Below are 251 nucleotides of genomic sequence, written 5' to 3'. Positions count from 1 at the left end.
CGCACCAGCTGTGACGGCGGCGGGTGTTGTAGCGGACGAGCCATCTGAAGACCTGCCGGCGGCAGGTCAGCTCGTCGGGCCAGCAGGCGGTGTCTTGGAGGACCTCGCGCTTCATCGTGGCGTTGAACGACTCCGCGAGTGCGTTGTCGGCCGACGAGCCGACGGCGCCCATCGACTGGGTGACGCCGAACTTCTTGCAGAGCTGGGCGTAGGCCTTGGAGCAGTAGACCGACCCGTGGTCGCTGTGGAAG

Annotated in this window: 1 protein-coding gene; it reads right to left on the bottom strand. The window is 66.9% G+C overall.

Translation table 11 applies throughout. From position 1 onward, the window contains the following. Nucleotides 1-251: transposase (locus tag AC5RV1_RS21470; protein WP_493995967.1), on the bottom strand; the 251-nt coding region annotated here is incomplete at both ends.

This window comes from Arthrobacter sp. Hb9-2 (genome assembly GCF_059091165.1).
This window is presented reverse-complemented; position numbering and strand designations above follow the sequence as displayed.